A 25,144-nucleotide genomic window follows, 5' to 3' on the forward strand; every position below is an offset into this window, starting at 1 on the left:
CATTAATAATAGTATGTTTGTTTAGGAAACAAAAGCCCTAAGTTACAATTTATGAGCGTTCAGCAAATACCTACCGGAAAAATTATTGATGGCGAAGAAGTTATCGCAGTCGAACTAACCAATAGTAAAGGCACTTATGTTAAAATATTTAATTATGGTGCAATCATTAACAAATTCATCGTTAAAAATGCCAAAGGCGAGATGCAGGATATTGTGTTAGGCTTTGATACTTTTGATGAATACCTTAATCCAGCTTATTTAGTCAATTATCCTTATTTGGGTGCTGTGGTTGGTCGTTATGCTAACCGCATTAAAAACGGTCAGTTTACTATTGATGGAGAAAATTATCAATTGGCACAAAACGCAGGTACTGATACTTTACATGGGGGAATAGAAGGTTTTGATAGAAAAGTTTGGGATATCGTAGAAATAGGAGAAGGGACACAATCTTTGGTTACCTTACAATATGAAAGTGTGGATGGAGAAGAAAATTTTCCTGGCAACCTGATCATCGATCTTACTTTTGAGCTTACTGAAAATGATGAGTTGATTTTAAGTTACGAAGCGGAAACTGATCAGGCTACTGCAATTAATTTAACGCATCATGGTTATTTTAACCTTGCACCAGGTGGTGGAAATATTAAAAATCATAAACAGCAGATTTTTGCTTCGAATTACCTTGAACAGGATAGTAATTATTCGGTAACAGGCAAATTAATCCCTGTAGCGGGTACAAATATGGATTTTACCAAATCTAAAGCAATAGGGCAGGATTGGGATGAAGAAGAAGGGTACGACCAAACCTACGTTCTGGATAAAATCTATGGCGATTTATCATTGGCAACTAAAACAATCGAAGAAGAAAGCGGTTTAGTTTTAAGCGTATATACAACAGAACCGGTGGCGCATCTTTATACTTCAAAATATCTGGATGTGAAAAATGGTAAAGGCGGAAAGGATTATGGCAATTACGGTGCTTTTTGCGTGGAAACACAGCATCACCCCAATGCCGTAAATATTCCTGAATTTCCGAGTACAATTTTAAGACCTGAAGATTTGTATACGCAAACAACCATTTACAAAGTTTCATTAAACAAATAATTATGTTCACGATCGAAAACATCCAGGCAGCAGAATCTAAAATTAAAACTGGTGCAGATTTCCCGCAGTTTATAAAAGAAATTAAGGAATTGGGTGTTAAGCGGAATGATGTGTATGTAAGCAACGGCTTGTCGATCTATTTTGATGATGAAGACAATGCCCAGCAAGTGAGTCCCGATGAGTATCCGACTTTGACTATTAATGAAGAATCTTCTGCGGGAAAATTGGAGCATGCTTTAAAAATACACCAGCAAGGCGAAACAGACTATTTTACGTTTTGTAAACAAGCTGCAGATGCCGGAGTGGAAAAATGGATAACCGATCTGGAAGAAATGACCTGTACTTACCTTGATGCAGGAGGAAATGAACTGGTAAAAGAAAAGATACGAACAGTATAAAAATGTGGAGGCCCGAAATTTCGGGCCTTTTTTATTACGCTGCAATCGTCATTTAGCCAAAACACAATACAACAGTCTTAGTTTTTAGTGAAGTCAGATGTTAATTTTAGTGTTTTATAACATGTTAATGGTTTATTTAACCATCCGAAACATCTTAGTGCAACCGGGGATTATCGATGATGATCGGCCTTAATTAAATCCTTTCCAGTACCGTTTTAATAGCTTTTTCTACAATTTTGTCAGGCTCATTGCTAAATTCAAACTTTACACGACTGGCCAAAATAGCATTTACAGAAAGTGCTTTATGCCCCAAAACTTTAGCCAAAGCATAAATCCCTGCAGTTTCCATTTCTAAATTGGTAATACGGTATTGATTGCTCTGGAAACTATTGATTAATCCAATAAAATCAGGAACGGCATTTTTTGCCCTGACTATTCTACCTTGCGGGGCATAAAACCCTGGCGCAGTAACCGTGATGCCGTGCACCATATCTTTACCAATGGTATTTAGCAGGGTTTCATTTGCTGCGGTTAAATAGGGGTTAATATTTTTTAAGTGGCCAAAATGGACTTTGATATCATCCATTAAAAGTTGCTCATCTCCAGATAATTGTTGAAGGTAATAATTCATTAAGGCATCCATGCCTAAACCATGGGAAGAAGCCAGAATGGTACCCATTGGGATATCTGGCTGAACGGCTCCTGATGTGCCAACACGGATAATGTTTAGTGAAGTAAGCTCTTTTTTAATTTCGCGGGTTTCGAAATCAATATTAACGAGTGCATCCAGCTCATTAAAAACAATATCAATATTATCTGTTCCAATGCCAGTAGAAAGTACAGTTACGCGTTTTTTGCCTACATACCCCGTGTGGGTAATAAATTCGCGTTTACCTTTTTTAAACTCTACTTTATCGAAATGTTTACTTACCTCGCCAACACGATCAGGATCTCCAACGGTAATTACGGTGTCTGCAACGTCTTCCGGTAAAAGATTTAAGTGGTATATACTGCCATCAGGATTGATAATTAAGTCGCTTTCGGAGATTTTCATATTTGGTTTCGTTTTGCCCGCAGATTTGGATGATACAAACAAATTTATCTGTGTTTATCCTTCTTGTCTGTGGTACTAATTATGTTTTAGTCCCTTTATATATTTTATTTGTTCCTTCAGATTTCGCTGATCAACGCAGATCAATTTATCTGTGGCCGTTCTGCCAATCTGTGGTTATTACACAGTTTGCAAATATTTTAATGTAACACCTTCAATTTTTTCAAATTTACTCAAAACCTGATTGAGTTGTGTTTTTCTTACTTCAAATTTTAAAACGCAATTGGTATCAAACTGTTGAGCCAAAATCTGTAAGTTTTCCTCTTTGCTCAATTTCATTACATCATTCATCTGTAAATATTCGAAATAAGCTTCATAAATATCATTAACTGTTTTGTTAACAATTTTTGAGGCTTTGATGGCTTCAATAGCAGCGCTTTTATAGGCGTTAATTAAACCTGGAACACCAAGTAATGTGCCGCCAAAATAACGTACCACTACAATTAATATATTCGTAATATCTTCTGATAGTAAACAGTTCAATATCGGCCTGCCGGCAGTGCCAGATGGCTCGCCATCATCGTTCACCCTAAAAACCGATCGGTTTGGTGTTAAACGGTATGCATAACAAAAATGATTCGCCTTTGTATGCATTGCACGCAGGTTGGTGATAATTGGTTTTACCTCTTCTTCGCTGCGAATGGGGTAAGCATAGGCGATAAATTTGCTTCCTTTATCACGAAATATACCTTCTGAGGCACTTTCGATAGTTTTATATGAATCATCGAACAGCATTTTGTGATAATGTAATGAAGATAACGGCAGCAACGGCTAAAACTATCCCTGCATAATTGAGTTTGCTTAATTTTTCTTTAAAAGCAATTACACCAATTAAAGTTCCAACAATGATAACGCCTAAGTTCATGGCAGCAAAAACTGTTGATGGGTTCTCTGCCAGTGCTTTATGTGCTTTCATGTAAAAAAGGATGTTCCCGAAATTGAAGAAACCTAAAATCAATCCACAAGCTACGTTTACCAATTGTAGTTTTATTTTGCCCGAAATGACCATCGCGATCACAATTAATAACGATACAATGAATGAAAGGCAGAAAACAGTGAAAAGAGAGGTCGTATAAGGTAATTCTTTGTAAAGCGCAATTTGTTTGAAAAGCACGTCGATTACGCCAAAACCAATAAAAACCATTACCGGATAAAGTAAATTTCCCTTGTTATCTTTCTGATCCGATTTGCGTAAAAAAGTTAGAATGATGGCTACAAATCCTATGAGTAGTCCGGTGATTTTATAGTTGTTAAAGTCTTCTTTGAAAATAAAGTAAGCGGCCAGTATCGGAATAAATAGGGATAAACGTTGTGCGATATCAGTTTTAACAATACCCAGGTTTTTTACCGATGCTGCAAGAAACAAAAATATAGATGGTAATAGTATTGCAAGAGCGATGTAGATAGGCCATGGCGCACTATGGGTAACCAGTTTTACATCAGGTTTAAAGAAAAGAAAGCATAAGGTTAATGCAGCAAAATAGTTAACGGTAACGGCCTGGATAATACTGATTTGATACCGTTTGGCGAGTTTTAATAAAATAGCAACTGTAACACTACAGCAAATGCTTAAAATAATGTAAATCATTTATTTATGTCGTTTATATAGATAGAGAGTTTATCGTATTCAATCTGGATTTCTTCCTTCAGACTTCCATTTATGGTAGGTGAAGGAGCGCCATCCGCCCAGCTGTTTGATGAGGTGAAGATACGTGCTTCATCCCAAAGATTAGCAGATAAAAATTGATTTAATATGTTTGCGCCACCCTCAATAATAACCGATTGAATATCCATCAAATACAACTGGAAAGCAATTTTTTGTGCCAGATAGAAATGCATATCTTCCATTTGAATGTAATGGATATTATCTGCAACATCAGTTTTAACCTCATTAAAAATGATGGTTTTAGCAGCTGCATTGAAAATATGATTGGATTGCGGAACCTGAAGATTTTTATCAATCACCAAACGGATAGGGTTTTTTCCTGTCCATTCCCTAACTGTTAAATGCGGATTATCCATTATGGCAGTTTGTTTACCAATCAATATCGCATCTTCTTCTGCCCGCCATTGGTGGGCCAGGCGTTTAGCCAACGCACCGCTAATCCATTTCTGATGGCCATCTTTTGTTGCAAAATAACCGTTGGCGGTTTCTGCCCATTTCAAAATGATGAATGGTCTTTGTTGTTGTATTCTAGTGAAAAAACGTCGGTTAAAATAGCGACATTCATCATCTAGAATGCCACTTACTACTTCAATGCCGGCATTTTTAAGTTTCTCGATGCCTTTGCCATCAACTCCTGAAAAAGGATCCCTATTACCAATCACCACTTTTTTGATCTGGTGTTTTACAAAGAGATCAGCACAGGGTGGTGTTTTGCCAAAATGCGCACAGGGCTCTAAATTCACATAAGCTGTAGCCTGTTTTAACAGGTTTTCAGCTTCTTCACCATAACGATCAAATACTGCTTTAACCGCATTCGGCTCAGCGTGTGCTTTGCCATATTCCTGATGATAGCCTTCGCCTACAATTTTGTTGTTTAGTACAATTACGCAGCCTACCATGGGGTTGGGGCTTACGTTTCCAATTCCCAAAGCGGCTAACTCCAGACAGCGTTTTATATAAAATTCATCGCTCATTAGCGCAAAAGTAGTAAAAAAAGAATCATGGACTTATCAAAACAGATTTGTTATCATCGCAATTAAGTAATTTTGCATTACATGAATATAGGAGCGCTCGAAGAGCATTACAAACTTGAACTATTGCCTTTGTATGAAGGTGATGAGGCGAAGGCATTATTTAGGTTGGCGGCTGAGCAGGTTTTGGCTTTATCTTCAGGTAAATTGATGATTCAAAAAGATGAGGAAATAAGTTTCGTCAACCTGCAAAAGCTTTTGAGTATTCTTAACGATTTACAGATCGGAAAACCCATTCAGCATATTTTAGAAGAGGCCCATTTTTATGGTCTGGTTTTTAAAGTCAACGAAAATGTGCTTATCCCCAGGCCCGAAACCGAAGAACTGGTAGAATGGATGATCTCAGTTTGCAGTTCACAGTTACCAGTTGGCGAATATAAGATATTAGATATCGGAACTGGCTCCGGATGTATACCCATCACACTTAAAAAACATTTGCCAAACGCTGATGTATCTACTTTAGATATTTCGGGCAAAGCCATTGCGGTAGCCAAGCAAAATGCCTCGCAAATAAGTGTCGAAATCAATTTTATGGAAGCAGATATCTTGACCTATCAATCTAAAGAGAAATTTGATATGATCGTAAGTAATCCACCCTACATCAGAGATTTAGAAAAAATGGAGATGCATGATAATGTGCTTCAGCATGAACCTCATTTAGCTTTATTTGTTAGTGATGAAAATCCATTGATTTTTTATAAAGCAATAGCAGATTTTGCCCTAAGCAACCTAAAACCTAATGGACAGCTTTTCTTTGAGATTAATGAATATTTAGGTAAAGAAACAGTTGATATGTTAAGTGATAAAGGATTTACTAACATTGAATTAAGAAAAGACATGCAAGGGAAGGACAGGATGGTGAGGGCGGAGGTTTGATAGATATTATGATCAAATGACCAAATTCAATTTCAATGATCAATAGCGACTATAATTAGGAACTACCTATTAATTACGACTAACTGATTTATAAAAAAGAGTCGTCAATTGCGATGACAACTCTTTTTACTATGCCCTCGGATGAAACTGCGTAATCACCTCTCTTAAATAATCTCTGTCGATATGCGTATAAATTTCTGTGGTGGTAATACTTGAGTGGCCCAGCATTTCCTGTACGGCGCGTAAATCGGCACCACCCTCAATTAAATGCGTAGCAAAAGAGTGCCTTAAGGTATGCGGACTAATGGTTTTCTTTAGTCCGGTAGCTACCGCGAGACTTTTAATGAGGTTGAAAATAGAAATACGGGAAAGTTTAGCACCAAACCGGTTTAAGAAGATAAAGTCTTCATTGCCTTTTTTAATGTTTGCATGTACACGAACCTCATTAATGTAAATATCAAGTAGTTTTAATGCGGTACTGCCAATAGGCACCAGGCGTTCTTTATTGCCTTTGCCGATTACCTTTATAAATTCGATCTGAGGGAAGAGGCTTGAAATCCTGAGTTCAGTTAATTCGGTAACGCGTAAGCCACAACCATATAGTACCTCTATAATAGCTTTATTTCGCATTCCTTCAGGTTTTGAAGCATCTATGGCAGCAATCAGGTCATTAATTTCGTAAATGTTTAAGGTGTCTGGTAATTTTCTGCTCAGTTTCGGCGCTTCGATTAATGCTGAGGGATCGTTGGTAATTATATCTTCCAACATTAAATAAGAGAAAAAAGCTTTCAAGCCTGATATTACCCTTGCCTGCGTACTGGCAAGCACACCCAATTCGTTTAGCCATGAAATGAAGGCTTTTAAATCGCTCAGGGTAATGTCGCTCAGTTTAGGTTCCTCATTTAAAGATTGAAAATATTGGATCAGCCTATGGATATCACTGAGGTAAGCCTCTACTGAATTGCCAGATAATGAGCGTTCCAGCTTTAAATACGACTTAAATCCTTTAATATATGATGGCCAAAGCATGCTTTTATATGAGATTTTTTATAACATTGCAACGTTACAACATTTAACGTTACAACCTAACATGAAAATACAAATTATTAACGGCCCAAATTTAAATCTACTGGGCGTTCGTGAGCCATCTATCTATGGAAATACAAGCATTGAAGATTATATTAAGGAATTAAAATCGGTTTACCCGGAAATAGGAATTGAATACTTCCAAAGTAATGTAGAAGGCGAAATTATTAATAAATTGCATGAAGTAGGTTTCAGCTATGATGGTGTGGTGCTTAATGCCGGTGGTTATACACATACTTCTGTTGCCATTGCAGATGCCATTGCAGCCATTAAAACGCCAGTGGTTGAGGTACATATATCAAATATATATGCGCGCGAAGATTATCGTCATGTTTCGTTAACTGGTAAAAATTGTCAGGGTGTATTAACGGGGTTCGGGATGAAAGGTTATCGTTTAGCCATCGAAAGTTTGTTGGTTTAATTTCTTGCGAAGTATAAAAGGCTTGTTTAGTCTGATCTATTCCATTAGTATCTCTATCAGATGGTAACATCTGTGGGTACTCAGGTAATGTGGATTGCCAATCAACGGATTATAACTGTCAGATGGTCGCATCTGACAGCCCGAAAATCATATTATTTACCCCAATTTTGAAAAATATTTGATTTTCTTAATGAAAAATGCCCAAACAACACTTTTGTTATACACACCAGTATGCTGGGTATAAGCTTTTTGAACCGCCTTACGTTTTTTATTGGTTTTTGATAATGATTTAAGAAAGTGCCAGTGCCCTTTACTTACGGCCATTGTAAATTTTGGCTTCCCGGTAAGTAAAAAGTGCCACCACGCAATAAAATCAATAAACATGCGGATCGTGATCCTGAAAACGGCGTCACCTGCAGGAAGGTTTTTCTGCATGATGATGAGGTTATTCCTGAAATTGAGATAGGTTTTAAATGGATTTTCGGTTTGTAAGGTTCCCCCTCCAACGTGGTATACTTCGGCTTCAGGACAATACATAATCTTATAATTCAGGTTTTTTAAACGCCAGCAAAGGTCTATTTCTTCCATATGGGCAAAAAGATCAGCATCTAATCCGCCAGCTTCAATCCAGCATTTGCTTTTGATGAAAAATGCTGCCCCGCTAGCCCAAAATACCTCTTTTTGCTCATTATACTGGCCATTATCGAACTCATAAACATTAAAAAGCCTGCCACGGCAGAAAGGAAAAGCGTAAATGTCCAGATAGCCTCCGGCAGCACCGGCGTATTCGAACTGATTTTTATTCAATTGCCATTTAATTTTTGGCTGCGCTGCTGCAATCCGTACATCACTTTCCATCAGATCGATAACAGGTTTGATCCAGTTAGGGATGACCTCAACATCTGAATTGAGCAAAATAAAATAATCTGCCTCTACACGCTCTAAAACTTTATTGTAACCTCCGGCAAAACCATAATTCCGGTCATTCTGGATAATTTTAACAGTTGGGAAATTTTCCTGTAAAAATGAAACTGAGTCATCGGTTGAGGCATTATCGCCTACAATAATCTGCAGATTATCGTATTCAGAAAGCAAAATTCCGGGTAAAAACTGCTTTAAATATGCTTTTCCATTCCAGTTTAAAATTACAACGGCTACTGATGGGTTCATTCTTTTTATTCGGGTTTAAATTTCCAGCGTTTGTGGCTCCAAAGCCAATATTGAGGCTGTTCTTTTATAATATTTTCTAAAAATTTAAAATGCAGATCGGTAATCCCGAATTCGGGCATTTTTTCAGGATCAAGGCACATGGGCAATACTTCAATGTGGTAGTAGCCCTTTTTAACTACTTTAACCTTAAAATAGTATATCGGCCTTTTGGTAGATTTTGCAATTTTTTCTACGCCCAATAATGCAGCGGTAGGCTGATGCAGGAAATCTACAAAATATTTAGTTTCTTCTCTGGTAGGCGATTGGTCACTAGCAAAACACAAAAGTGTGGGTTCATTTTTATATGCTGCCATACCACGGAGGGTTTGGCGCATGGCGATGAAAATATTGCCATATTTTGTTCTCGCATAATCAAACCACTTTCCAAAAACTTTATTTGAAATTGGTTTAAAAATTACCATTGTTTTAGCAGAAATATTAAGTCCTAAGGCCAAAGTGCCTAATTCCCAGTTGCCATAGTGGCCTGTGCAGGCAAGTACGCTTTCGCCGTTTTTAAAATGAACTTCCAATTGCTCCAATCCGCTAAATTTTACCCTTTTTAAGGTTTCAGCCTTTGAAATACTGGTCATTTTGATGATTTCAAAAATCAGTTCTGCCAGGTATAAGAAAAATTTTTTCTCTATGGCCTTAATTTCTGCAGCAGATTTTTCGGGAAAGGAGTGGGTTAAATTCTGTCTGACAACTTTTTTTCGATAGCCTATTACGTAATAAAGCAGATAATATAGTAATCTTGCAAAAAAAAACAGCAAAGGTAGGGGGAGCAGCGATAACAGGTATAAAAAAAATACGCCAACGTGCGCAATCCCTCTTTTAATCATTATTTTTAAAACGTTTCAGCTACAAACATAAATTTTCAAATGCAGAATACAGCTATACTTCCATTATTTTATCTTCCGCCAGTTGGTTATTTTAGTTTATTACAAAAGCTGGAAGGAGATTTTTTAATTGAAAAACATGAACATTTAGCCAAGCAAACCTATCGCAACAGGGCCAGTATTTATTCGCCAAACGGCAAACTGGATATTACTGTTCCTGTGGTTAAGGGCGCTAAAACACATACGAAAATGAAGGATGTACGGATTAGCTACGATTTTAACTGGCAGCGTTTACATTGGCTAAGCTTAGAAAGTTGTTACCGGAGTTCTGCTTATTTCGAATTTTACGAAGATGAACTTTCCCGTTTTTATACCCATAAATTCGAATTTTTGTTTGATTACAACCTGGAACTGATGGAGTGGCTAAATAAAAAACTCAAACTGAATAAAACCCTTGAGGTAACTCCTGAGTATTTTGATGATATCGTACCAGCGCTGGATTTTCGCTCTGTTATGAACCCTAAAAAACAGGATGATATTGTAAACAATAAGCCATATTATCAGGTTTTTGAAGATAAACATCAATTTTTACCCAACTTAAGTATCGTTGATCTGTTATTTAACCAGGGCCCGCAAGCCCGGCTATATTTGTAAGATATGGGAAAAAACAAACCACGTCATCGCCATAAGCATTATAAAGTGCCCGAGCCTGGCACTAGTCCGGGTTTATATGCCATTGATGAAGAAGCTTTAAAACCGCTCATTGTACTTCACACTTATAATGATAAAAGTTATAAAAAAGAAGAACTGGAGAATATCAACAATATTGATAAACTGATTGAGAACAAGGATTTTTATTACTGGTTTGATATTAAAGGTTTGGCAGATCCGAATATATTCGAAACACTGTATTCGAAACTGGATATCAGCAGGTTGGTGCTCGAAGATATTACCAGTTCTTATCAACGACCTAAATTAGACGAATACGACAACGATAAATATATTTTTTCGGTAAGCAGGCACCTGTATTTAGGCGAGGATAATGTGCTCTGCAATGACCAGATTTCATTTATTTTATCAGAACGCACACTCATTACCTTTCAGGAAACTTATGCCGATTGCTTTGAGCCGGTTAGGAAACGTTTGGAAATAGGAAAGGGTAACATCCGTATTGGTGGCAGCAGTTATTTAATGTACGCCATTATGGATGTGATTGTGGATAATTATTTTACCCTCTTAAATTTTTGGGGTGAGGAGTTGGATGCCATTGAAGACCGGTTGTACGATCATCCCGATAAAAGGATTATGTACGATACGCAGGCGATTAAAAGATCGTTGATTATGATCAGGAAAGTAGCCTGGCCGGAAAGGGATAAGTTAAATGATATCATTCGCACAGATAGCCCTTTAATTTCCGATCTGACCAAAACCTATATGAAAGATGCTTATGATCATTGTATCCAGATCATAGATTTTATAGAATCGTTAAAAGAGATTGCTTCTGCCAATATTGATATGAATTTATCGATAATCAGTAACCGGATGAACGAAATTATGAAGGTTTTAACCATTATTTCATCGATTTTTATCCCTTTAACCTTTATTGCCGGAATTTACGGGATGAATTTTAGTAGAGAAGACCCTGTAACCGGAAAAATCTTAAAAGATAATATGCCAGAGCTGTATGCGGCACATGGCTATTTATACACCTGGATTGTGATGGGGATAATTGCGGTGGTGCAGGTGATTTATTTTTGGCGCAAAGGTTGGTTTAAATAAACTTTATTTTTAAAATGTACCATTTTTGGGTAACTTTAGTAATATTTTAATGTTAAAACAATGGGACGAAATACATCTATGGCTTTAGGAGATCATTTTGAAAATTTTGTTGATGAAAGAATTTCTGAAGGAAGATTTAAAAATGCTAGTGAAGTTATTCGCGCAGGGTTAAGATTATTGGAAGATGAAGAAAATAAGATCAAAATTTTAAGAGAAGCGCTTCAGGTAGGACTTGATAGTGGAATGGTGAAGGATTTTGATCCGAAAAAACATCTTGAAATGTTGAAAGCCAAAAAGAGGAAAAATGGCTAGGTTCTCTCTTAGTAACAAAGCGCTGGAAGATTTAAGTGAAATTTGGGATTACACTTATGATGTTTGGTCTGAAAGTCAGGCAGACAAATATTATAAGTTACTAATTGGATTTTGTACCCGGATTGCAAAGAAACCTGAAATGGGTAGAAATTATAAGGAGACAAACCAAAATGTTTTAGGATTCAAAGCCGGTGAACATATAATTTTCTATCTGATAACTGACAATGGAGAAATCCAAATCGCTAGGATTTTGCATGCTAAGATGGATTTAAGTGCTTAAATGTCAGAACTTTAATTATGCTGTAAATAAGTAGCATTAAAAATCAATTTTTAATATTAGTAGCTTTAGGGCGTTTTGGTTAAGTTATAGATGCAGTCATTCGAAATAGATAAAAGCGACGTACTCAAGGTTAAAAATGCAATTTTAGCTGGCGATGAAACTTTAAAGGTAGTTTTAGAGGAATACCATGCCTCAGAAATCGCAATTCTTTTTGAACGTTTGGATAAATCCGAGCAACGGCATATTATCAACCTGCTTCCGGCAGAAATAGCCTCCGAGATTATTTCGGAAATGGATGAAGAGTCACATCCCGAAGATTTACTATTTGAACTCCATCCTGATAAACGTACCGAAATTGTTGAAGAACTGGATTATGATGATGCGACAGATATCATCTCCCAGTTGGAAGATCATGAGCAAAAGGAGATTTTAGAAGACCTTACAGAAGACCACGCTTCAGAAATCAGGAACCTTTTAACTTACGACGAAAAAACAGCTGGTGGTTTGATGAATACGGAGTTGATCTGTGTAAACATTAACCTGACTAAAAAAGATGCAATTGAGGAGATTATCCGTCAAAGTGAAGAAATGGAAGAGTTTTATACCATTTACGTGGTGGATGACGAGGAAATTTTTAAAGGCATTGTTTCATTAAAAGATATTATCAAGGCAAAACACAATGCCAAAATAACAGAACTGGTTAAAATTGATGCCGTTTATGTGCATCCTGATACCGACCAGGAAGAAGTGGCCAACCTGATTTCGCAATATAATTTAACCAGCATCCCCGTAATAGATGAGCACCAGAAATTACTTGGCAGGGTAACCTTTGATGACGTAATTGATGTAATGGAGGCCGAAAGTACTGAAGATATCCTGAAAATTTCAGGGGTATCAGAAGATGAAGAATTAAGCGGTAATTGGGTAGAAGCGGTAAAATCGCGCTTGCCATGGTTAATTATTAACCTTGGAACTGCTTTTTTAGCATCTTCAGTTGTACGCTATTTCGATCCAACCATCAAACTGATTCCTTCTTTAGCGGCTTACATGACCATTATTGCGGGAATGGGCGGAAATGCAGCCACACAGGCCCTTGCGGTAACGGTTAGGCGTATTTCACTTTACGATTTAACGGATAAACAAGCATATAGAACCGTTTTAAAAGAGTTTACCGTAGGTTTAATAAATGGAGCAGCGAACGGATTAATTGTATTTATTTTTGCTTTCTTTTTTGATGGAAATCCAATGCTTGGCTTGGTTATCTTCCTGGCTATGACGGGTAATCTGGTTATCGCAGGCATAACTGGTGCCGGGATTCCACTTATTTTAAAAAGGGTAGGTATCGACCCTGCCATTGCATCCTCTATAATTATTACTACTTTTACCGACGTTTTTGGTTTCCTGTTAATTTTAGGATTGGCCAGTAAACTTTTATTATAAATCAGGATTTAATTGTTTTTGGCACCTGCTGCCTGAAAACTGAATTGAGTGCCTGTTAACTAACTAAGATTACATCAAATTAAATCTGTAAAATCTGATCCACATGCAAACAACAAGACACGATTGGACAAAAGAAGAAATATACGAAATTTATAACAGGCCATTTTTGGATCTGGTTTACGAAGCTGCAAGCATCCACAGAGAGAATAAAGATTATAATGAAGTTCAGGTAAGTTCGTTAATCTCGATTAAAACAGGTGGCTGTGCCGAAGATTGTTCATATTGCCCACAGGCAGCCCGTTACCACACCGAGTTAGAAGTACAGCCATTAATGCAGGTTGGCCAGGTAGTTAGCGCTGCTGTTAAAGCTAAAGAGGGTGGTGCATCACGTTTATGTATGGGCGCAGCCTGGCGCGAAGTACGCGATAACCGCGATTTCGACCGTGTGATCGAGATGGTTAAAGCCGTAAACGATATGGATATGGAAGTTTGCTGCACTTTGGGTATGCTTACCGAAAACCAGGCGCAACGTTTAGCTGATGCGGGTTTATATGCTTATAACCACAACATCGATACGTCTGAAGATGATTATAAACGTATTATCTCTACCAGGACTTACGATGATCGTTTAAATACCATCAAAAATGTGCGTAAAGCCAAATTAACGGTATGTAGTGGTGGTATTATCGGTTTAGGTGAAACTGTGGAAGACCGTGTTTCGATGTTACAAACTTTATCGAACATGGAAAAACACCCTGAATCGGTTCCGGTAAATGCTTTGGTTCCGGTAAAAGGTACACCGTTAGAAAATCAGCCCCGCGTACCAATCTGGGATATGGTAAGGATGATTGCAACTGCACGTATTGTAATGCCAAATTCGGTAGTACGTTTATCTGCAGGTAGAAATGAAATGAGCACTTTAGAGCAGGCCTTCTGTTTTATGGCTGGTGCCAGTTCTATTTTTGCAGGTGATAAATTATTAACGACACCAAATCCTGCTTTTGTAGATGATATGGCTATGTTTGAACTATTGGGTTTAAAAACCCGAGATGCCTTTAAAAATGGCCGTCCGGCAAACACAAGAATTGCCGAAGAAGCAGTTTAATTTATTATGTCAATGTCTTTGGCATCAGTTGTTTCCAACTGACACAGAGGGATTAATAGTATAAAAAAAAGGTCCCGGCTTAAACGAGGGCACTGAAAAAGTCCCTTCAAGATTTGGTCAGAAAAAAGGAGTAGAAATTACGATTTCTGCTCTTTTTTTTGTATTTTAAAGGTGTACCAGAACGGCTTTTAAAATGCTTTTTCAACAACAAAAAATCCAGTTTAGCGAATTTTCCAGGCTCTACGATCTAATTGTCCCTAAGGAGAATCTGCTGCGCAAGATTAACGAGCTTATAGATTTTAGTTTTATATATAACGAGCTTTTGGATAAATATTGTCAGGACAATGGGCGTGCGGCAGAGAGCCCTGTGCGTATGTTCAAATATCTGCTTTTGAAAACGATATTTACCGTTTCGGATGTTGATGTTGTTGAGCGTTCCCGGTATGATATGTCTTTTAAATACTTTTTGGAGATGTCCCCTGAAGAGGATGTGATCAATCCCAGTTCACTGACCAAGTTCCGAAAGCTTAGGCTGAAGGATATGGACCTGCTCAATTTACTTATTGGTAAAACCGTTTCATTGGCTCTTGAAAAAGGTATTATCAAATCCAAATCTATCATTGTTGACGCGACGCACTCACTTTCCAGATCCAACCCATATTCAGCTCTTGAGGTACTTAGGCAACGTTCAAAGTTGCTGCGCAAGGCAGTGTATCTGATGGATGATGATTTCAGGAGTCAAATGCCGGAGAAAAACGATTCAAACGATATCCTAAAGGAAATTAAATACTGCAAGGAATTGCAAAAAACTTATCGAGTCTGATCAGACATTAAGCGAAATGCCAGCTGTAAAAGAGAAACTCAATCTTTTGAAAGAGACTGTAGAGGATACTCAGGAGAACTATATCCTATCCAGGGATATTGATGCGAGGGAGGGACACAAAACAGCTGACAGCAGTTTTTTTGGTTACAAAACCCATCTGGCAATGACAGAGGAACGTATCATTACTGCTGCTATCGTTACCTCGGCAGAGAAGGGAGATGGTCCTGAACTGCCAAAACTGTTGAACCAGACCCAGTCAACTGGAATGGAGGTGGACACTATCATTGGTGATGCCGCTTATTCCGGTAAGGGAAACCTAAAGCTAAAAGATCCGGATGGAAATAAAATAAGAATAGTTGCCAGGATGAATCCGGCAATCACCCATGGGGCCAGAAAAGAGGAAGAAAAGTTTGATTACAACAAAGATGCGGATATGTTTGTATGTCCAGCAGGTCACCTGGCCATGTACAAAAGAGTTCAGGGTAAAAAGATAAATAGGTACAACCAGGCAATGGTTTATTATTTTGATGTTGAAAAATGCAAGAGATGTCCGCTAAGAGATGGATGTTACAAGCCAGAAGCCAAAAGCAAAACCTATTCGGTTGCAATAAAAGCAAATGAACACATAGAACAGGAAGTATTTCAGCAGAGCGATTACTTCAGGGAAAAGTCGAGACACAGGTACAAAATAGAGGCGAAAAATAGCGAATTGAAGAATGTTCATGGATATGACAGGGCAGATTCCTATGGCATGGAAAGCATGAAAATGCAAGGCGCCCTTGCCATATTCGTAGTAAATCTAAAAAGAATACTCAAATTCTAGGTTTGGTAATCTCACCCCCAAGAAAATCCTTCAGGAGTTTGTAAACGGCTATTAAATCCAACAAAACAAATCAGAACGCCGCCTAAAAGTAAATGTGAAATAACGCAGAAAAAAGAAAGCGGTTGAATAGCTTATAACCGTTCAACCGCTTTTTTTGCTGGAGACTATTTTAAGTCCACTTTTTCAGTGCCCTCCTTAAACCGGGACCTTTTTTTATTGTTGTGGTGTCAGATAGTGCCATCTGACACAAAGTTGAGTGCAATCTTACCTTTCTATCAGATAGTTACAGGTAACGCCTGACTTCAATCAAAGATCGCAACATATAATCTGCACCTTAAACGGCTGTTACCCTTACCTCAATATTTCCTTTTGTGGCTTTCGAGTATGGGCAAGCCCTATGTGCTTTATCGGCCAACGCCTGTGCTTCTTCATGAGGTATTCCCGGAATATGCACATCAAGATCTGCCGAAAGTACAAATGAATTTCCATCCTTATTAAAGGAAACCAATACTTTAACATTTGCTTCGCTAATATCTACGCCTTCGCGTTCTGCAACCGAACCTAATGCACCTAAATAACATGGTCCCCATGCTGCGGCAAATAGTTCTTCGGGGTTGGTTGCCCCGCCCTGACCGCCTAATTCCTTTGGTTTTCTCAAATCGAAATCTAAAATTCCATCACTTGATTTGATGTGTCCGTCTCTTCCTCCAGTAGCTGTAACTTCAGCTGTATATAGCTTTTCCATAATTATTTTTTACTTGATTAGTTTAACAAATTATACTTGTCTTTGTTTTTAGTCACCATAAAGACTACCTAAACATACCCTAAAACGCATAAATGGCAATAATATGTGTAATTTATAGTCATGTCATGTAAAAAACCAGGTATTTCATCAGCTAATAGGTAACTAAAAATTTTAATTAAATGAGTTTATTAATTATGGTAGGATAGGCTAGGATAATTTTAATGTGCTTAGAAATCAATTGATTACAGTTTTTGCGCTACAGATTAGGAGGGCGTAATATTTTAATATACTCATTTATCGGTATCCGGTTTCGTGTAAAAAACCATGACTTTAACTTGACACAACAACGCTGGATATACTAAAACGATATTTTTATATCATAACTGTTTAAATCATCCCGTTGATAAATCGATTGTTTTTGATGCTGCTCATAGTCAGTTTTGCTATGCCATCTAAATTATGTGCGCAATCCTCTCCGGAGAATATCGGATTTGAAAATGGAAATTTTCAGAACTGGAAGATTTATGCGGGTACGATTGCAATTGAGAATAATCAGAATGTGGTAACGATGAATGAAGTACCAAAGCCAATTTCGGGCAGGCATACCATCATCAGTAACAAAAAACTGGTAGATCCTTACGGTGGTTTCCCTTTAATTGCACCTTCTGGCGGAAACTATTCAGTTAAATTGGGAAATAATGTTACCGGTGCACAGATTGATGGGATATCCTATTTAATGACCGTACCTGCCGATCGACCTGAATTTACCTTAACCTATCAATATGCTGTTGTTTTAGAAGATCCTGATCACGAACCTTTTGAGCAACCCCGGTTTATAGCCAGGATAAAAGATGTGGAGAAAAACGAATACATCCCCTGTGCATCCTTTGAATACGTGGCTACTTCATCATTACCGGGCTTTAAAAAATCAGCTGTATACGAAAGTGTTATTTATAAAGACTGGTCGCCCGTAACCATTAATTTATCCGGTTACCAGGGTAAGCAACTCCTCATCGAATTTATCAGTACCGATTGTTCGAGGGGGCAGCATTTTGGTTATGCTTATGTAGATATTAATAATGTTTATGGTGATCTAGTTACCGGTAATAATTATTGTGCCAGTGCCGATGCCGTTAATGTTTCTGGTCCAAGTGGTTACCAAACTTATAACTGGTATAGCGCAGACCGATCTATAAAATACGGTTCCGGTCAATCGGTCAGCATTAAACCGAAACCCGCCGATGGCTCCCGGATTTTGCTTGATCTGGTTCCATATGCAGGCTTTGGTTGCCCCAGTACCGTTAGTACAACTATACATGGAATAGATTATGAGCTTAAAGTTTTAAAGAAAGATGTGGTATGTAAGGGCGCTGAAATTGATCTTTTAGAGCCGAAATATATTCTCAATAAATCTGAAGGATTTAGCTATCAGGCTTTTGAGGATAAGGATTTAACCAAACAGATTAATGGTCTGGTTAAAATAGTGGCCGATAAAACTTTTTACATTAAAGGAAGCAATAACACAGGTTGCGAAAGTGTAGTGCCGATTGATATTTCGATGTTTAATGCAGCCAATATCAGCGCTAAAAATCCTGAAACCGTCTGTTATTCGGAAAGCGTCGATATTACCAATACAGCATTATATACTGGCGATTTAGCCGGGATTACGCGGTCATATTTTGTTAATGAAGCTGCTACACAAGTGCTTACTGATCCACAACATATTGATAAAACCGGCCGGTATTTTATTAAACTTTCAAACGAGATGGGCTGTAATAAAATCATTTCCATTGATGTAACCATTAAAGATAAACCTGTACTAAAAATTACCAACCCTAAACCCGTGTGTATTCCGGCGAAGGTAGATATCACCACTGCGGATCATTTTTTAGGAAGTGAAGCAGGTTTTACCTATCGTTTTTATAAAGACAAGGAAATGAATACCCCGCTTACTGATCCAATGCATATTGATCAATCGGGCACTTATTATGTAAAAGCAACCAATGCGAGTGGTTGTTCGGTAAATGATAAAATTGAAGTGTTGATTAATCATTTGCCTGTGCTTAACATTAAAAACCCTGAAACAGCTTGTTATCCTGATCAGGTGGATATTAGCAATCCCGCCCTTTATACAGGTTCAACTGATCATTTAAATTATTCATTTTTTTACGATGAAGCCTTAACCAAAAAAATTACTTCTCCTAAAGCCATTAGTAAAGCAGGAACATACTTTGTAAAAGCCGAAAATGACGGTGGGTGTTTTACTATGGGTAAAATACAGGTAAATTTTAATATTGCGCCAATCATCGTACTTCATAAACCCAAAGCAGTTTTTGATAATGGCTTTATCGATTTAACTTCTTCAGAAATTACTAAAGGAAGCAGCGCTTTTGTAAAGGCTGGTTATTTTGAAGATGCCTATTTAAAACGTCCAGTGGCTGACCCTGCAAAAGTGAACAGGGCAGGGGTATATTATATTTCCATCCAAAACGAAAGTGGCTGTATTGCTTCGGCTCCAATAGAAGTAGATATTCTGCCTCAGCCTAAAATTGTTGTTCCTACAGCATTTACACCTCAAAAAGATACCAATAACCGTTTATATCCATTTTTAGTAAGTATACAAAAGCTAATCAGTTTTAAAGTATATAATAAATGGGGTATTCTGGTTTATCAAAGTGAAACGCTGGCGAATGGCGGTTGGGATGGACAGTTTAAGAGCCAAATGCAGCCTTTAGAAACGTTTTCGTGGTTTGCAGAGGGCATTGATACGTTTGGGGGTAAATTTCAGTCAAAGGGAAAAACTATATTGATATTATAATGCACAAATCGCTCCTCATTTTAATGTTGTGCTTAGCGGCCGTATGTTGCTCGGCACAAGACCCGAAGTTTTCGCAATACTTTGCGGCGCCTTTAACTTTAAATCCGGCATTTACCGGTTTTTTTGATGGTGATTATCGCGTAGCCGCCAATACCAGGCAGCAATGGGGCAACCTGGGCGATCCTTACAATACCTATAGTGTTTCGGGCGATTTAAAACTGGTTGAAGATGAAAATTTCATTAACAGTTATTTCAGCCTGGGTTTGAGTGGACTGTTTGATGAATCTTTAAATAAAGCATTAAAATCGCAATACATTAGTGCTAGTGTTTCTTATTATCAGTATATGGATGAGGAACACCGGTTTAAATTTGGTTTGGCACCACAGGTATCTTATGTTTCGAAATATTTAGATTATAACAAACTTACTTTTGCCTCTCAGTATAATGGTGATGGCGGTTTTAACAGTGCCATGCCTAGTTATCTTGATTTGAAAAACGATAAAACATCTTATTTTGATTTAAATATTGGCGCCAATTTCGCCGCGGGTTTTGATTATTGGAGTTTTGCTGTAGGCTATGCTCAATATCACCTCACAAAACCCCAGGAAGCATTATTAAACAATAGCACGGATATTGTTTCGGCACGAAAAACTGTCAATTTTGGACTGCTTTACCTTTTAAACAATAATGTTGATTTAAATGTAACCGGAGTATATAATGCCCAAAAGAAAAACAGGGATATGATTTTCGGTACGGTTTTAGGACTAAAGCCTGGTGATGAAACAAAAATGAAGCTGAACTTTGGCATGTGGTACAAATTTAATGAAGCTTCTTTTTATCCTTACATTGGTGTAGCCATGGGAAATATCAGTGCCGGAATGAATTATACGGTTTATGGAAGTAAATTGTTAAGCGCCACCCCACGTACTTATGAACTCTCTTTTATTTATAGACACAATAATTTTAAAGGATTTAAAGTGCCTTGCCCAAGGTTTTAGAGGTAGTTGCTTTTAGAGGTTGATGGATCACGGTTTATTAGTTGATGAACAAGACATTTAATCTTCCGCGTTTTTCTGAGTCTCCGTGGCTTTAATTTTTTAACTATAAGGTTTTAATTAATACACCAAATCTTCTGACCTCCGGCCCCGGACTTTCAGATTAGTTAATACCACAAAGGAACCAAGACACAAAGTCGGATTTACCGTGTGTTCTTTTACATTATATCTTCGGACATCGGACTCCTGACTTACAGCATTTATCTTCAATCTCTTCATCATTTAGACATTAAGAATTTACAGGTAGATCCTAACGCGATTGATATTGGTCATCGATAATTGAGCTTTGGTTATTTGATACATTTTGACCTTCGGCCCCGGACCTTCAGGCTAATTAATAACCACAAAGGCACCAAGGCACCAAGTTGGATTTACCGTGTTTTCCTTTACACTATATCTTCCGACTTTCGGACATCTGACTCCTGACTACATATCACATCTTCCATCAAACGTTAAAATAGCTTCAACTGTTCACTACCAGGTGCTTTTTCTTTTCCGAAAACTGTTCTGCCGCCGTACTTCCAGCTATCAGCACGTTCTTTAGCAATCACCTTTTCGAAATCCATATTGGGGACGAAATTTTTTTCTGCATTGCGGGCAATTTGATGTAACGATTTTATCGCGTGCTGTTTGTCTGAATTTCCAATCTTTGCTTTTTCTACCGCATTTCTTAAAACCTTTATGGTTTCGTCGTACACATTTACAGGTACCGGGAAGGGATGGCCATCTTTACCACCGTTTGCAAAAGAATAACGGGCAGGATCGGTAAAGCGCGAAGGTGTGCCATAAATTACCTCGCTAACCAAAGCCATCGATTGTAATGTTCGAGGTCCCATGCCTTCCAGCAGTAACAATTCTTCAAAATCGGCTGGTTTTTTTTCCTGTGCCAACCACAAAATACTACCCAGGCGTTTTAAATCAATATCTTTTGATCTTACATCGTGATGATTGGGCAAAACCAGATTTTGTACCTCAGCAAGCATCCGGTTAGGCGACTCCGTGGTGATGCTCATCATACTTTGCCGGGTTTTATCCGCATTGTTCGAGGTGAGGTTTAAAATTTCACCCTGATTAATGCCGCAAATGCCTGTATGGGGTTCTTCTACAAAAGATTTTAAATTTTCAGAATGCCAGTGGTATCTTCTTGCCGTCGAGCTGCTATCGCTCATACCTTGCTGTACAACTGCCCAATCGCCATCGCTGCTCAGAATAAAGCTATGGAGATACAATTGGAAACCATCTTGAATGGCTGTATTATCTACCTTAGCACTCAGTTTACTTGCGCGGACTAGCTCAGTACCATTTAAACCGGTTTTATCTGCAATTCTTAATAATTCATTGGGCGTTTCCCTGCTGTGTTTTCCTTTACCACCACAAATATAAATGCCCAGTTCTTTAGATAAGGGGTTGATAGACTTCTTTAAAGCCCCCATTACAGAGGTGGTAATACCAGAAGAGTGCCAATCCATGCCCATTACTGCGCCGAGGCTTTGAAACCAAAACGGACTGCTTAAACGACGGATGACTTCGGCTTTGCCATATTCCACTATAATAGCCTCGGTTATAGCTAAGCCAAGTGTGGCCATACGTGTGGCCAGCCAAGGTGGTACATGACCATAGTGTAAGGGTAAGTCTGCGTTTCCTGATCTTTTCAATACTAACAAATTTAGTAAAATGTATTTAATAAATCGAATTTGACCCCGGAAACAAAATAGTTTAAGTTGTTATGCTGATCTGATAGCTATTGGATACATAATGAAGGATTTCTTAAGTAAAAGATTTGAAAGCCATTTGAACTTATATTTCTTAAAAGCCTTATAAGTTTCAATCTATTGGTACGGCAATTTAAAAAATGTTGACTATAAGCGCTTACGAATTCGCTTTAAGCTTCCTGCACGTGGGAGAATGATGAATACCCTAAGAAAAAACGATTAGCGATATTTTTTGTTATCTTAAAATTAGTTTCATAGCTAGCACTCATTTTTATACATGCGGAAATTCTTACAACGCTTATTTAGTGCCTGGATCATTCGCATGTCGAATAAGTTTGGCTCCAGGCCCGACCACAAGCGTATTCATAGCGCGCTAAGCAAACTTTACAAAACCATTAATCAGGAGCCCGGAAAACGTGGTTTGATTTTTGAAATTACCGATGCAGATAAATTTATCATCCTGTCTGACCAGCATAAAGGCGCCCGCGATTATGCCGATGATTTTACCCTGGCAGAAAAAAATTACTTAAAAGCACTCGAACACTACAATCAGCATGATTTCCACTACATTAATCTGGGCGACAGTGAAGAGCTTTGGGAGAATTTGTTGGAATCTGTAATCAAGCATAATAAGGAAACCTTTGAGGCGGAGAAAAAATTTATCCTTAAAAACCGTTTTACTAAAATATTCGGAAACCACGATTTATACTGGGACAATGATCCTTTGGCTGGTTTTAACCTGAATAGGATTTATGGAAAAAAAATCCCGATTTACGAAGGTGCCATTCTTAGAATGGCAATAGGGGCTCGCCAATTCGATATTTTCCTTACCCATGGCCATCAGGGCGATTTGCAGAGCGATGGAAACTGGTTTAGCAAATGGTTTGTTAGTACCATTTGGGCACCTTTGCAAGCTTACCTTCAAATTAACCCGAATACGCCAGCTTACGATAGCCAGCTTAAAACGGCACACAATACTATGATGTACAGTTGGGTTGCAGAGCAGCAAAATATGGCTTTAATCACCGGACATACGCATCAACCCGTTTTTGCTTCATTAACGCATTTGGAAAGGATTTATGTAAAACTGAATAAAGCAAAAAAAGATAAACACACCGGTGATCTTGCTTTTTTAACTGAAGAACTTCATAAGCGCATTAAAGAAGGAGATAAGCCACCACGTTTGGGTAAATACAAACCCGGTTATTTCAATAGTGGCTGTTGTTGTTTCAGCGATGGAGATATTACCGGAATTGAGATTGAAAATGGTTATATCCGATTGATTAAATGGTCGTACCATAAAAATGACTTGCCAGAAAGGGTAGTACTTGAAGAAATGAAATTAAGCGATTTATCAGATTTAGTTATTTAATAGGTATGGAAACAAAAAAGGTTGTACCTAAATCTTTTCCTTCGCTTTCTACCCTTAACTTTCCTTTGTGGATATCGATTAGTGCATTGGCCGTAATTAAGCCTAAACCATAAGCATTCTCACTCCTGGTAGCTACAGCACTCAACCGTGGAAATTTCAGGAAGATTTTTTCCAGGTCATCTGTTGTTAAACCTACGCCAAAATCTTTTATCACAATGGTGATTTCATTTTCGGCTGTTTGGTGTGATATCACAATTTCTTTATCTACCGGAGAAAATTTAATGGCATTGTGGATAAGCTCACTAAAAATCATTTTCAGTTTATCCCGGTCTCCAAAAATTTCCGCGGGATTTTCTATATCAATTAAAATAGTTTGATTTTTGCCTTTGATATTTAAATCGAGGTTATTTTTCACCTCCTCAATCAATGTTCTTAGGTCTACCTTTTCTTTTTTAGGTTTAAACGAATGAGTTTCTTTGCGTGCATTGCTTAATATGCCGTTTAGGTTATCAATCATCTTTTTCGATTGTGCATTGATTTTGCCGGCAATTGTTATGGCTTTTTCATCTCCCCCCGGTATCCTGCCTAAAAGTTCTGATTGCAGTAAAATCGTGGTCATTGGGTTTTTAAGATCGTGTATCAGTACGTGTAAACGATCATCATAGGCCCTAAAAGTTTTCCTGATCGCAATCCTCGATTCCAGTTTCTCTACTGCCATATCAGCCAGTAATTTCAGCATATTGAGCTGTTTTTCTGTTGCTTGTTTGTGTTGATCATCTGCTACATAAATCAAGCCGATATCAAAGCCATCAGGCGATAAAATAGGGGCTGCGGCAAAAAAAACAGATTCATCATTTTTGACCGGCCATGTTAAACCGATCTGAGATTTCACAAAAATCTCTTCACCAGCCTGAAAACAAATTCCTGCATTTGGAACGTTAAAAATTGCAGCTGCCAGCTGGCTTATCTGATCAAAAGCATGTTCAGCAGGCGTGTCTGCAATGTCGTAATAGGCAAGTTTTGCTAAACGTAGGGTTTGGTATGGCTGTTGATGGTTTGCTGCTTGATCGGTATGCATTAAAGGCCTTTATTAACAGGATAAGAATAAAAAACTAAAGGTAAAGATTATGATAAATAATGTAAAC

At 37.9% G+C, this 25,144-nt stretch carries 23 protein-coding genes and 1 pseudogene; 14 read left to right on the forward strand and 10 right to left on the reverse strand.

The genetic code is table 11. The features are described from left to right. Positions 1-51: 51 nt before the first annotated feature. Positions 52-1,101: an aldose epimerase family protein gene (locus tag R2R28_RS07980; protein ID WP_316825156.1), complete on the forward strand. Its 1,050-nt coding sequence runs from the start codon at positions 52-54 to the stop codon at positions 1,099-1,101. 2 nt (positions 1,102-1,103) lie between these two features. Then, a complete protein-coding gene (locus R2R28_RS07985) occupies positions 1,104-1,499 on the forward strand; it encodes a DUF1398 domain-containing protein (RefSeq protein WP_316825157.1) in 396 nt (131 codons plus the stop codon). Between the two features lie 193 nt (positions 1,500-1,692). On the opposite strand, the gene R2R28_RS07990 is transcribed toward R2R28_RS07985, so the two are convergent. The 4 genes from R2R28_RS07990 to ribD all read right to left on the reverse strand — a co-directional run bounded on the left by R2R28_RS07990 (position 1,693) and on the right by ribD (position 5,250). Further along, positions 1,693-2,553 (reverse strand): nucleoside phosphorylase, encoded by an 861-nt coding sequence (locus R2R28_RS07990; protein WP_316825158.1) that lies wholly within the window; start codon positions 2,551-2,553, stop codon positions 1,693-1,695. A 177-nt stretch (positions 2,554-2,730) separates the two neighbouring features. Beyond that, positions 2,731-3,345, reverse strand: coding sequence for a YigZ family protein (locus R2R28_RS07995; protein WP_316825159.1), 615 nt, complete (start codon positions 3,343-3,345; stop codon positions 2,731-2,733). Next, positions 3,332-4,198 carry a DMT family transporter gene (locus R2R28_RS08000; RefSeq protein WP_316825160.1) on the reverse strand — a complete coding sequence of 289 codons (867 nt, stop codon included), beginning with the start codon at positions 4,196-4,198 and terminating at the stop codon, positions 3,332-3,334. Before R2R28_RS08000 ends, R2R28_RS07995 begins: the two co-directional genes overlap by 14 nt. Continuing rightward, positions 4,195-5,250, reverse strand: a complete 1,056-nt coding sequence (gene ribD, locus R2R28_RS08005) for a bifunctional diaminohydroxyphosphoribosylaminopyrimidine deaminase/5-amino-6-(5-phosphoribosylamino)uracil reductase RibD (RefSeq protein ID WP_316825161.1) — start codon at positions 5,248-5,250, stop codon at positions 4,195-4,197. The genes R2R28_RS08000 and ribD overlap by 4 nt, the downstream gene beginning before the upstream one ends. 81 nt (positions 5,251-5,331) lie before the next feature. Between ribD and prmC the strand changes: the two genes are divergently transcribed. Beyond that, on the forward strand, positions 5,332-6,183 hold the full coding sequence (gene prmC / locus R2R28_RS08010) for a peptide chain release factor N(5)-glutamine methyltransferase (protein ID WP_316825162.1): 852 nt from the start codon (positions 5,332-5,334) through the stop codon (positions 6,181-6,183). A 129-nt stretch (positions 6,184-6,312) separates the two neighbouring features. On the opposite strand, the gene xerD is transcribed toward prmC, so the two are convergent. After that, complete coding sequence (gene xerD / locus R2R28_RS08015; RefSeq protein WP_316825163.1) at positions 6,313-7,212, reverse strand: site-specific tyrosine recombinase XerD; 900 nt, start codon at positions 7,210-7,212, stop codon at positions 6,313-6,315. Between the two features lie 61 nt (positions 7,213-7,273). Between xerD and aroQ the strand changes: the two genes are divergently transcribed. Further along, the gene (gene aroQ / locus R2R28_RS08020; protein ID WP_316825164.1) at positions 7,274-7,690 is read left to right on the forward strand and encodes a type II 3-dehydroquinate dehydratase; all 417 of its coding nucleotides are present in this window, start codon (positions 7,274-7,276) and stop codon (positions 7,688-7,690) included. Between the two features lie 156 nt (positions 7,691-7,846). On the opposite strand, the gene R2R28_RS08025 is transcribed toward aroQ, so the two are convergent. Further along, the gene (locus tag R2R28_RS08025; protein WP_316825165.1) at positions 7,847-8,860 is read right to left on the reverse strand and encodes a glycosyltransferase family 2 protein; all 1,014 of its coding nucleotides are present in this window, start codon (positions 8,858-8,860) and stop codon (positions 7,847-7,849) included. Between the two features lie 5 nt (positions 8,861-8,865). After that, a complete protein-coding gene (locus R2R28_RS08030) occupies positions 8,866-9,738 on the reverse strand; it encodes a lysophospholipid acyltransferase family protein (protein WP_316825166.1) in 873 nt (290 codons plus the stop codon). Positions 9,739-9,777: 39 nt separating this feature from the next. Here R2R28_RS08030 and R2R28_RS08035 point away from each other — a divergent pair, with 39 nt between their 5' ends. The 7 genes and pseudogenes from R2R28_RS08035 to R2R28_RS08065 all read left to right on the forward strand — a co-directional run bounded on the left by R2R28_RS08035 (position 9,778) and on the right by R2R28_RS08065 (position 16,297). Then, the gene (locus R2R28_RS08035; protein WP_316825167.1) at positions 9,778-10,389 is read left to right on the forward strand and encodes a WbqC family protein; all 612 of its coding nucleotides are present in this window, start codon (positions 9,778-9,780) and stop codon (positions 10,387-10,389) included. A 3-nt stretch (positions 10,390-10,392) separates the two neighbouring features. After that, positions 10,393-11,514, forward strand: coding sequence for a magnesium/cobalt transporter CorA (gene corA / locus R2R28_RS08040; RefSeq protein WP_316825168.1), 1,122 nt, complete (start codon positions 10,393-10,395; stop codon positions 11,512-11,514). 60 nt (positions 11,515-11,574) lie between these two features. Beyond that, a complete protein-coding gene (locus R2R28_RS08045) occupies positions 11,575-11,826 on the forward strand; it encodes a type II toxin-antitoxin system ParD family antitoxin (RefSeq protein WP_316825169.1) in 252 nt (83 codons plus the stop codon). Beyond that, on the forward strand, positions 11,819-12,106 hold the full coding sequence (locus R2R28_RS08050; protein WP_316825170.1) for a type II toxin-antitoxin system RelE/ParE family toxin: 288 nt from the start codon (positions 11,819-11,821) through the stop codon (positions 12,104-12,106). The genes R2R28_RS08045 and R2R28_RS08050 overlap by 8 nt, the downstream gene beginning before the upstream one ends. A 90-nt stretch (positions 12,107-12,196) precedes the next feature. Further along, positions 12,197-13,546: a magnesium transporter gene (gene mgtE / locus R2R28_RS08055; protein WP_316825171.1), complete on the forward strand. Its 1,350-nt coding sequence runs from the start codon at positions 12,197-12,199 to the stop codon at positions 13,544-13,546. A gap of 103 nt (positions 13,547-13,649) precedes the next feature. Further along, positions 13,650-14,651: a biotin synthase BioB gene (bioB, locus tag R2R28_RS08060; RefSeq protein ID WP_316825172.1), complete on the forward strand. Its 1,002-nt coding sequence runs from the start codon at positions 13,650-13,652 to the stop codon at positions 14,649-14,651. Positions 14,652-14,844: 193 nt separating this feature from the next. Beyond that, a pseudogene (locus tag R2R28_RS08065) lies at positions 14,845-16,297 on the forward strand (IS1182 family transposase). 334 nt (positions 16,298-16,631) lie between these two features. Here the strand turns inward: R2R28_RS08065 and R2R28_RS08070 are convergent. Beyond that, entirely contained in the window at positions 16,632-17,042 is a 411-nt protein-coding gene (locus tag R2R28_RS08070; protein ID WP_316825173.1) for an organic hydroperoxide resistance protein, read from the reverse strand. Between the two features lie 445 nt (positions 17,043-17,487). Between R2R28_RS08070 and R2R28_RS08075 the strand changes: the two genes are divergently transcribed. Continuing rightward, positions 17,488-19,860 carry a gliding motility-associated C-terminal domain-containing protein gene (locus R2R28_RS08075; protein WP_316825174.1) on the forward strand — a complete coding sequence of 791 codons (2,373 nt, stop codon included), beginning with the start codon at positions 17,488-17,490 and terminating at the stop codon, positions 19,858-19,860. Further along, positions 19,860-20,858 (forward strand): PorP/SprF family type IX secretion system membrane protein, encoded by a 999-nt coding sequence (locus R2R28_RS08080; RefSeq protein ID WP_316825175.1) that lies wholly within the window; start codon positions 19,860-19,862, stop codon positions 20,856-20,858. Before R2R28_RS08075 ends, R2R28_RS08080 begins: the two co-directional genes overlap by 1 nt. A 509-nt stretch (positions 20,859-21,367) precedes the next feature. On the opposite strand, the gene R2R28_RS08085 is transcribed toward R2R28_RS08080, so the two are convergent. Then, positions 21,368-22,570 (reverse strand): DUF763 domain-containing protein, encoded by a 1,203-nt coding sequence (locus R2R28_RS08085; protein ID WP_316825176.1) that lies wholly within the window; start codon positions 22,568-22,570, stop codon positions 21,368-21,370. A 334-nt stretch (positions 22,571-22,904) separates the two neighbouring features. On the opposite strand from R2R28_RS08085, the gene R2R28_RS08090 reads away from it, so the two are divergent. Next, the gene (locus R2R28_RS08090; RefSeq protein WP_316825177.1) at positions 22,905-23,999 is read left to right on the forward strand and encodes a metallophosphoesterase; all 1,095 of its coding nucleotides are present in this window, start codon (positions 22,905-22,907) and stop codon (positions 23,997-23,999) included. On the opposite strand, the gene R2R28_RS08095 is transcribed toward R2R28_RS08090, so the two are convergent. Next, complete coding sequence (locus R2R28_RS08095; protein ID WP_316825178.1) at positions 23,992-25,077, reverse strand: HAMP domain-containing sensor histidine kinase; 1,086 nt, start codon at positions 25,075-25,077, stop codon at positions 23,992-23,994. The genes R2R28_RS08090 and R2R28_RS08095 overlap by 8 nt on opposite strands. Between the last annotated feature and the right edge of the window lie 67 nt (positions 25,078-25,144).

Source organism: Pedobacter miscanthi (assembly GCF_032678605.1).
Lineage (GTDB): Bacteria > Bacteroidota > Bacteroidia > Sphingobacteriales > Sphingobacteriaceae > Pedobacter > Pedobacter miscanthi_A.